This window comes from Bradyrhizobium sp. (assembly GCF_049798375.1).
Classification (GTDB): Bacteria; Pseudomonadota; Alphaproteobacteria; order Rhizobiales; family Xanthobacteraceae; genus Bradyrhizobium.
Map to the genome: position 1 here is coordinate 1 of NZ_JBARGP010000736.1, position 7,746 is coordinate 7,746.

At 63.4% G+C, this 7,746-nt stretch carries 6 protein-coding genes and 1 pseudogene; 3 read left to right on the top strand and 4 right to left on the bottom strand.

Annotated elements, in window-relative coordinates; all coding sequences use genetic code 11:
* Positions 1 to 16 precede the first annotated feature (16 nt).
* From istB to WA702_RS28390, 3 genes are all read right to left on the bottom strand, one after another.
* Positions 17 to 760: an IS21-like element helper ATPase IstB gene (gene istB / locus WA702_RS28380; RefSeq protein WP_425113857.1), complete on the bottom strand. Its 744-nt coding sequence runs from the start codon at positions 758 to 760 to the stop codon at positions 17 to 19.
* 11 nt (positions 761 to 771) lie between these two features.
* Complete coding sequence (istA, locus tag WA702_RS28385; RefSeq protein ID WP_425113858.1) at positions 772 to 2,310, bottom strand: IS21 family transposase; 1,539 nt, start codon at positions 2,308 to 2,310, stop codon at positions 772 to 774.
* Between the two features lie 117 nt (positions 2,311 to 2,427).
* The gene (locus WA702_RS28390; protein WP_425113859.1) at positions 2,428 to 2,862 is read right to left on the bottom strand and encodes a hypothetical protein; all 435 of its coding nucleotides are present in this window, start codon (positions 2,860 to 2,862) and stop codon (positions 2,428 to 2,430) included.
* A gap of 186 nt (positions 2,863 to 3,048) precedes the next feature.
* Here WA702_RS28390 and WA702_RS28395 point away from each other — a divergent pair, with 186 nt between their 5' ends.
* From WA702_RS28395 to WA702_RS28405, 3 genes and pseudogenes are all read left to right on the top strand, one after another.
* Positions 3,049 to 3,411, top strand: coding sequence for a hypothetical protein (locus WA702_RS28395; RefSeq protein WP_425113860.1), 363 nt, complete (start codon positions 3,049 to 3,051; stop codon positions 3,409 to 3,411).
* Between the two features lie 1,903 nt (positions 3,412 to 5,314).
* Positions 5,315 to 6,442 (top strand): sensor domain-containing diguanylate cyclase, encoded by a 1,128-nt coding sequence (locus tag WA702_RS28400; RefSeq protein ID WP_425113861.1) that lies wholly within the window; start codon positions 5,315 to 5,317, stop codon positions 6,440 to 6,442.
* A gap of 372 nt (positions 6,443 to 6,814) precedes the next feature.
* Positions 6,815 to 7,001 (top strand): annotated as a pseudogene (locus WA702_RS28405) (IS66 family transposase); the annotation flags it as partial.
* A 459-nt stretch (positions 7,002 to 7,460) separates the two neighbouring features.
* Here the strand turns inward: WA702_RS28405 and WA702_RS28410 are convergent.
* Positions 7,461 to 7,746 (bottom strand): hypothetical protein (locus WA702_RS28410; protein WP_425113862.1); only part of this gene is annotated, 286 nt, incomplete at its 5' end.

Here is a 7,746-nt window from a genome sequence, read left to right on the forward strand (position 1 = left end):
CCGCGGCGCCACTGGCTCAGGCCTTTCGGCCGGGCTTGCGGGTCCGTCGCAGGCTCTCGCCGTTGAGATCGATCCGGTGGGCGTTATGGACCAGGCGGTCGAGGACGGCGTCCGCGTAGGTGGGGTCGCCGATTAGGGCGTGCCACTGATCAACCGGGAGCTGGCTGGTGACGATGGTGGAGCGGCGGCCGTAGCGGTCCTCGAGGATCTCCAGGAGGTCGTGGCGGGCCGCGGCGTCGAGCGGCTCGAGGCCCCAGTCGTCGAGGATAAGGAGATCGACGCGGCCGAGCGAGCGAAGGATGCGGGGGTGGCGGCCATCGCCGCGTGCCAAAGCGAGATCAGTGAACAGCCGCGGGACGCGCTGATAGAGTACGGAGCGGTTGTCGCGGCAGGCCTTGTTGCCAAGCGCCGAGGCGAGCCAACTCTTGCCGACGCCGGAAGGCCCGCAGACCAAAAGGTTGGTATGCTCGTCAATCCATCCGCCTTCGACCAGCATCGTCAGGAGACTGCGGTCGAGGCCGCGCGGGCTGCGATAGTCGATGTCCTCGACGCAGGTCTGCTGGCGCAGCTTCGCGTATTGCAGCCGCTTCGACAGCCGCTTGTCGCGTCGCAATGAAGCTTCGCGTTCGAGCAGCAGCGCAAGCCATTCGGCGTGGCCGAGGCTGGCGGCGTCGCCGCCGGCTTCGATGTCGACGAAGGCCTTGGCCATGCCGTGAAGGCCGAGCGCGTGGAGTTGATCGAGGGTCGGATGCGTGAGCAAGACGTGATCTCCTAATTGTAGTAGCGCGGCCCGCGGATGTTGGGATGGAGGATCGGCGCGTCGTCCGCGGAGCGCTTGGGTGAATGACGCCGATCAAGATTGTTGGCGAGGATCGATTTGACCGAACCGTAAGTGCGCGCGCCGATATCGATCGCCCGCATGGCGGCGGCATCGAGCCGCTCTTGCCCGTAGGAGCGGGCGAGCCGGATGATGCCGAGACAGGCGCGGAAGCCCTGCTCGGGGTGTGCGCGTTCATCCAGGATCAGATCGCACAGCGCCGCGGTGGCCGGCCCGATCATGGCGGCATCCTTGCGAATGCGCTCGATGGTCCAGCCGGCATAGCGCCGATGGCTGGAGGCCATGTGCTCCGGCACGGTGGTGTGCTTGTGGTTGCCGCTCATGCGTTGATGCGCGGCGATGCGCTCGCCCTTGTGGAATATCTCGACGGTGCGGGCGGTGAAGCGCACCTCGACTTCGGCGCGAACGAAGCGATGCGGAACGCTGTAGTAATGCGCCTCGACCTCGACGTGATAGTCAATGCTGACCCGGCAGATCCGCCACTCGGCGAACACGTAAGGGCTCTCCGGCAAGGCCTTGAGCGCCGGCCGATCGATCTCCTCCAATAGCTTGCGGCGGGTCACCCCGAGCCGGCGGATCGGCCGCTCCTCGTTGAGCCGGGTCAGCAACTCGGCAATCGCCGCGTTGACCTCGGCGAGGCTATGGAAGGTGCGGTGGCGCAGCCGTCCGAGCAGCCAGCGCTCGACCATGAGGACCGCCTGCTCGACCTTGGCCTTGTCCCGTGGCCGTCGCGGCCGGGCCGGCAGAATGGCGGTGCCGTAATACGCCGCCATGTCGGCGTAGCTGCGGTTGATCTGCGGATCGTAGAGGCAGGCCTTGATCACCGCGACCTTGGTGTTGTCCGGCACCAGCAGCGCCGGTACGCCGCCGATTGCCTCCAAGGCGCCGACGTGGCCGCTGATCCAATCGGCAAGCCCCTGCGTCCAGGTCGCTTGCGCGTAGGTGAAGCTCGATGCGCCGAGCACCGCGACGAAAATCTGCGCGGCGCGCCGCTCGCCGGTGAGCCGGTCGATCACCACCGGCACGCCGTCGCCGGCATAATCAACGAACGGCTTGTCGCCGGCCGCGTGAGACTGGCGCATCGTCACCGACAGGCGGCCTTCCCAGGCGCGGTAGAGCTCGCAGAAGCGCGAATAGCGATACCCGCCGGGTTCGCCCGCGATGTACTCCTCCCACAGGATCGACAGCGTCACGTGCTTGCGCTTGAGCTCGCGATGCACTGTCGCCCAGTCCGGCTCGGCCTGTCGGCGATGGCCCCGCCGCGTGCCGGAACCGGCTCCCGCGCTGGCGAATAGCCGGGCCTCCAGCACCGTGTCGGTGACGTCGTCGGGCAACGGCCAGGTCAGCCCCGCCGCCTCGAACCGGCGGATCGTCAACCGCACCGTCGACGGGGCTGTCCCCACCCGCCGCGCAATCTCGCGGGTCGCCATCCCGGTCGACTTCAATCTGATCACATCACGCACATGGCGCATCGCAAGCCTCTCCGTCGGCATCCAGGTCCCCTTCGCAAAGCCGAAAGGCGGGACCGTATCGGAGCCAGAAGAGGCCTCGTCACCCCGGGCGACATCATCCCGGAATGGTGGGCGAGATCATCTCGGAATGGTGGGCGACATCAAATCGGAACGGTGGGCGAGATCATTCCGGAACGGTGGGCGACATCGAGCGGAATCAGCACCTTGGTACTGCCCGCGTTGGTCGTTGCGATGAATTGGGTGCCCTTCGCCACCGCGGCCAGAGAGGGCGTTTCGACCGTCGCGCTTCTCGAAATCGAGCAGGATCGAGCCGGCGAGCTGCAGGATGGTGGCCACCATCTCGTCCTGCGCGTCCGTCAGGTCCATCCCGTAGTTCGGCGCAACGAGCGTGGTTTCAGCGCCACGGGTCAGCGGCACAGGGCAGCCGGTGCCAGTGATGTTGCCCCGGTGCAGAACTTGGTCCCCGCCAAGTGAGGCCTGGTTCGGCCTGCGAATCTCCGGCAGTGTCGTCAGCCAGACCTCACCTGAGAACTGCTGACCGACAGACGCCAAGCGCGGTTGCCGCGACCAGAGCATGGACCCGGTGTGCCCGCGGCCTTAGCTCCGGCAATAGCATTCAGTTTTCAGCTGCCGAGCACGTGGGAGGCCTTTTCAGTTGGTTTTCGCTCGGCTGCTCCCGGAACAAACGTTCGAGGCTGGCATTGCCCATCGGGGCGGGGCGCATCCGGAGGATAATTCATGGACAAGAGAATTGCAGGATTGTTGGGGGCCGTCGCCGCCATCGGCGCGCTCGGCTCTGCGCAGGCTGCCCCGGCGCCCACCGCGACCGATGTCTTGCAAGCCAATTCATATGCCGACCTGCTGGAGCCGATCCCGAACGCGGCGAAAGTGCTCCAGGCGCTGGATGAACAGGCACCAGCGAAATCGGCCGAAGACAATGTGCAGGTGGCGCAGTGGTATCATCACCACCATCACCACCATCACCACCACGGCTATTCGCGCCGCGGTCCGGTGGTCGTGGTGCGGCCGCCCCGGTGGCACCATCACCATCACCATCACCATCACCACCATCATCATCATCATTTCTTTGAACGTTACTGATCGAGAAGGTGACCGCGTCATTAGGAAGGCGCCGATCCCAGCGATCGGCGCCATTCTTTTATGATTGGCTACCAAAGCCGGTCACGGCTGCCGCGCCTAGGAACGATGTGAACTCTTGTTCATTATCTAGGCGCCGCAAGGGTCCTCCATCCGAACGGCGTTTACCAGGCAGCCCAGCGGTGCGCCCCGTCGCTGGGCTGTTTACTTGAATTCCGGCGCTGCCTCGCCAGATTCCTACCAGCTTATGCTTGGAATTTCTGCATACACGGGCTGTCCTGGCCGGACCGATGGCACCCTTTGCTCACGGAGGACCTTGACCTAGCGGCGCGGACCGCTGCCGTATTAAATGAGGTACGGCAATCCCCCGAAATTTGTGAAGCCGCGCTCCCGCGTCCCCTTGGCCATCCTCTCGTGCCGCCCTTCAGTCCGAGTCGGCCTCCGTCCGAGAAGGTGAGCATCGTGGGGCGACGATGCAGGAGCATCTCGGCTGGACCTGCCCTTCGGTGGCCCAACTGATCGAGCTTCGCCGCTTGCTCCGAGCTCCTGCACCGAGACGGAAGTCGCCGTCGCAAGGCGGCCCTGAATGAGACGAACGGGAGGTGAGCGGGTCGGAGGTTGCCACCCTGCTAAACGGTCTAGCGCCTTGAGGAGCCGCGTCAGTCTGCGAATCCTTCGTCTTCCTCGCCACTACTGCTGCACGACGCTCGACGGGGCTTACTGAGAGGGTACAAGCGCAGTCGGCTTCTGGAGGGCGTGGAACATCCGCATCGCGCAAGCCTTGTACAGTTTACAGTTTGCGTGCGAGTACAGGCGGTCAGTTTTGCTTGCATATAGCGGCGCGCCTGGAGCAAAAGGCTGTATGATCCCAAAGCTGATCAAGCCACAGACTCCGGATGATTTGAGCTGGTTAATTGGCACGATAGCGCTCACCATCTTTTCCGTGATCATCGTCACTACGCTTTACGTAGGACGAGAGATCTTCGTGCCGCTCGCGCTCGCGATTTTGCTAAGCTTCGTCCTGGCCGCACCGGTGAGGTTGCTCCAGCGAGTTGGCGCAGGCCGATCTGGAGCGCGGCGCGCTCGACGTAGTTCGGCTTAGCCGGATCAGGGTTACGGTGAATGAACTGGCGAGCGACTTGGCCGACCAGGGGGACCGCGGGCCTGTCGAGTCGCGCAGACCGAAGACACGAGACCGTTGCTGCGATTGACGACATTCCGCCTGCAAATAGCTATCCCGATACTCCGGTACTGGCCGAAGCAGAGCTTGCGCCGGAATGGCGAAGCGGCCAGCCGGTGCTCTGCTTGGGCGGCCGTACCGCGCTCGATGAAGCCGCAGCGATCCTTCTGGCCCAGCTCAGCACTGCGCACGAGCTGGCTGCCCGGGTTGACGGGACCGGACGCGCTATCGACCGCCTTTCTGCCTCGGAGACGCCGGGACAGCAATGGTCTGCCTTAGCTATCTCGCTGCCGACAGCCCAGCACACGTCCGGTTCGCGCTAAGGCGATTGCGCAGAAAATTGCCGCGCGCTCGTATTATGGTTGGCAGCACGAGGAATTAGGGAATTGGATGTCGGGATCGATGGCTGCGAGGAGACGGAAGTCCTTTTAGCGCCTCAGCCGATCCGTCTCCCGTGCTGCCAGGCGATCTCCTCCAGCGACAGCCCGTCGGCACAGTGAGACCTCGAATGATCGGCGATGCCGTAGCGTTCGAAGCCGCGCTCCCGCCTTGCCGGGCCGTCGTCCCGAGGGTCTCGGGGCGGTTGAACACGGCGCAGACGTAAGGTCGTTGAGAGCTGGTCGAAAGAAGTTCGGTACTGCTGCATGTATCTGAACAGGGCCGGGCCGAACCTCTTCAGTTCCGCCGCTCCAGTTTTTCCCCAGGCTTTTGAATCCGGAGGCGGTCGTGAGCGGTCCACCTTTACGTGAAAGTAACCTCGATCTTCAACGCGGGTTACATGAAGCAGCATGTAAAACGGGTTTGCCCAACAAACACGCGCAAGGCATGCTCGACATGGTAGGCAAGAAGATCGGAGCCTCGGATCCTAAGGACCCCGCGCGTCATTTCGCAGTCAAGCTGATGGAGCACCTTGTCGTTCCGGCCTTCGTTATCGATCGCAGCCGGAGAGTGATGGTGTGGAATAGAGCCTGCGAGCGGCTAACTGGCGTTTCGGCAGAGAGCGTCGTGGGGACGCGGTCGCATTGGAAGGCCTTCTATAAGCACCGCCGATACTGTCTGGCCGATCTCGTGGCGCTGGATCGGGCCGACAGGCTGATGGCGCTCTACGCCGAGCACAATATCTCAGCGCATGGGCTGGGTTATACAGCCGAAAATTGGTGCGTCATGCCGCAGATCGGCACCGAACTCTATCTTGCCATTGATGCCGGCCCTGTAAGGGACGATGACGGCCAGCTGATCGGGGTCGTGGAAACGCTTCGCGACATGACCGCCCAGAAACGGGCGGAAGAAGCTCTGAAGGCGCTGGCGAGCCTCGACGGACTGACCGGGCTTGCAAACCGCAGAAGCTTTGACGAAGCCCTTGCCACCGCCTGTTCGCGCTCCGAGCAGAGCGGCGCTCCGGTCAGCGTCCTCATTGCGGATGTCGACCATTTCAAGGCGTATAACGATTTCTATGGCCATCAGAAAGGCGATGAATGCCTGCGGACCATCGCAGCGGTGATCCGCGCAGCCGCCTTGCGCCCTCTGCACGTGGCAGCCCGCTACGGCGGAGAGGAATTCGTCGTACTGATGCCGGATACGCCGGCAGAGGCTGCCGTTCGTCTAGGCGAGCAGTTGAGGCAAGCCATCCACCGATGCAGGCTGGAACATCTGGCAAGCGATACCTCCAAGGTGGTCACGGTTAGCATTGGCGCGGCGACGATGGGCCGCGGCGGCGGGCAAGTCCCTGAAGCGATCATCATGCAAGCGGACGAGGCCCTTTACGCCGCAAAGCGCTCGGGACGAGACCGCCTGGTCAGCGCCCAACAGCTGGCCCGCAGTTCCATCGCCAATAGTCTCGGCCTCGCGTGCTAGGCGCTCGCTCAATCGCTCGCCGGGCGCCTGACCCGCTCGTCCCGCCGCGCGCTGTCTTCGAACTCGGCTTCCAGAAAAGACGCATCCGAACTGGCTGACTGGAGCCCGCCCCACCATCTGCCCTTGCTACCGCCTTTCGCTTGGGGATCAGTAGGAGCTGGATCCGCAAGGTTGATCACAAGCTCATGCGCGTGCAAAGGCCCGCTGCGGGCTCACTACCCGAGAAAGGGGCGGATGGTTCGCTTGCCTCCGGACCACGGTCGTTTGCGGCAGCTTCCGGAGCATCCTCCGACGCGACAGTGCTCGGTCCCGCGCTCGCGGCAGGCGAGGATTCCGACGCATCTTCGTCCGCAGCTTTAATCTTGATCGGCTCGCGTCGGTAGCTTTCCACAGCTTCTTCAAAGTTACAGCGGCGTCTTCCCGTTCGATGCCTATCGGCGGCTATGGCAAGCTTTACGACCCGGGCCGCAACGCAGGTCCCATCCTGAAGTGGCGTGCTGGGTCCATGCCCGAATTCGTCATGGCTGATCTGGCGGAGGATGCGCGCGCCAGGGCGAGATCACCGCAGACTTGTTGCAATGTACCTTGCGGTCGTGTGGCAAGGATGACACAGGTGTCCCTTAAGATAGCGAGCGCGTGAACCTGTCCCGTGCAAATGCGACAATAAGTCGTATGGACTTTTGCTCGGAGGATTGACCATGACCGCCTCGATTGCTCGAGTTTTTGCCAGTGTATCTTCTTCAGACGATTTCGAGACCCTAAAGCTACTGACCATATTCAGCCTATCGGGGCTACTTCTGAGCGTGATCTCAGCCTACTTCGGGCTAGATACGAGCTTGGCGTTCTTCTGAATGGTGGGAGCGGCGGCGCGGGGTGCGTCACCACCGTGCGCGGGTTACGGCCCGATGGCCTTTCTTATGTGTTCGGACCTGCAGTGGCTCCCCTCCCCCCGTCGACGGCAAAAGACCAAAATATCCGGCCTGCATCGGCGTCCAATTTTGACCCCCGTATTGCCGCATCAGCAAATGTTACCCAGATGGCACGGATGCAAAGTCGACTGATCGGCCGCGCCAGGTAGCTTTCCCGGCTTGCTCGACGAGAGGGGCGTGGACGGGTCGGGCCCTACATAGCCCGAGCCGTCCACACCCCCGGGCAATGGGGCAGCAGTGGTGGCCTGACCGAGCGGCTCCTCCGCGACCAACTGCTCGGCGGTCTTCCGTCTAAGCGCCCTCAGCAGACGCTGCACGATCGAATGCTGTCTCGTGCCGAACTCCTCTGGGTGCTTCTCCCTCAGCCGGTCTACG